The 754-nt window shown below is 52.4% G+C and carries 1 protein-coding gene; it reads right to left on the bottom strand.

The features are described from left to right. Positions 1–169 precede the first annotated feature (169 nt). Complete coding sequence (locus C5S62_RS05895) at positions 170–742, bottom strand: thymidine kinase (RefSeq protein WP_104404474.1); 573 nt, start codon at positions 740–742, stop codon at positions 170–172. Between the last annotated feature and the right edge of the window lie 12 nt (positions 743–754).

Below are 754 nucleotides of genomic sequence, written 5' to 3'. Positions count from 1 at the left end.
ATCCAATACTCAGCGATTGTTTTTGAGTCTTTGAAATGTATAAGAAAGTTAAAAATGTTAATGTCTAACGGTGTATCTGTCGCGTTTCACTCTGTGGTTATTTAAAGAGAAACGACGCACTTACGCCCTCGGATATGACAGGAGGCCAAACACAGCCGAAGCACACAAGTCACTCGCCTTTGGCTTTATTGTAGCAGTCGCGGCAAAGGGGTTCGTACTCTTCCTTTTCGCCCAGCAGTACACGCCGGCCGTCGGCCACAGTCCGGTGTGACACATGTGCCAACGCTCCGCAACGCACACATATTGCGTGTACCTTTGTGACATCCTCGGCTATGGCACACAGTCCGGGCATTGGGCCGAAGGGTATTCCCTGGAAGTCCATGTCCAGACCGGCCACAATGACACGCTTGCCGCGGTTGGCCAGCTCGTTGCATACGTCCACCAGTCCCTCATCGAAAAATTGTGCTTCGTCAATGCCAACCACTTCAGCCTCGTCAGCCAGCAGCAGAATACTGGCCGCTGCTTCCACAGGGGTGGAAGATACGGACGTGGCATCGTGTGACACCACATCTTCCGGCGAATAACGTGTATCCATGCCCGGTTTGTAAATTTCCACCCGCTGGCGTGCAATCTTGGCACGGCGCAAACGACGGATGAGTTCTTCGGTCTTGCCCGAAAACATGGAGCCGCAAATCACTTCGATACGCCCGTGGCGCAAAATATCTTCTTGAAATAACCGCATGATTGTAGGGGG

The organism is Prevotella sp. MGM2 (assembly GCF_002933955.1).
GTDB lineage: Bacteria > Bacteroidota > Bacteroidia > Bacteroidales > Bacteroidaceae > Alloprevotella.
The sequence above is the reverse complement of the archived record's forward strand: the minus strand, read 5'-3'. Positions and strand labels throughout refer to the sequence as shown.

Bases quoted from the DNA above. Each gene is read 5' to 3' on its own strand.
- C5S62_RS05895 (WP_104404474.1), bottom strand. From the start codon at position 742: ATGCGGTTATTTCAAGAAGATATTTTGCGCCACGGGCGTATCGAAGTG.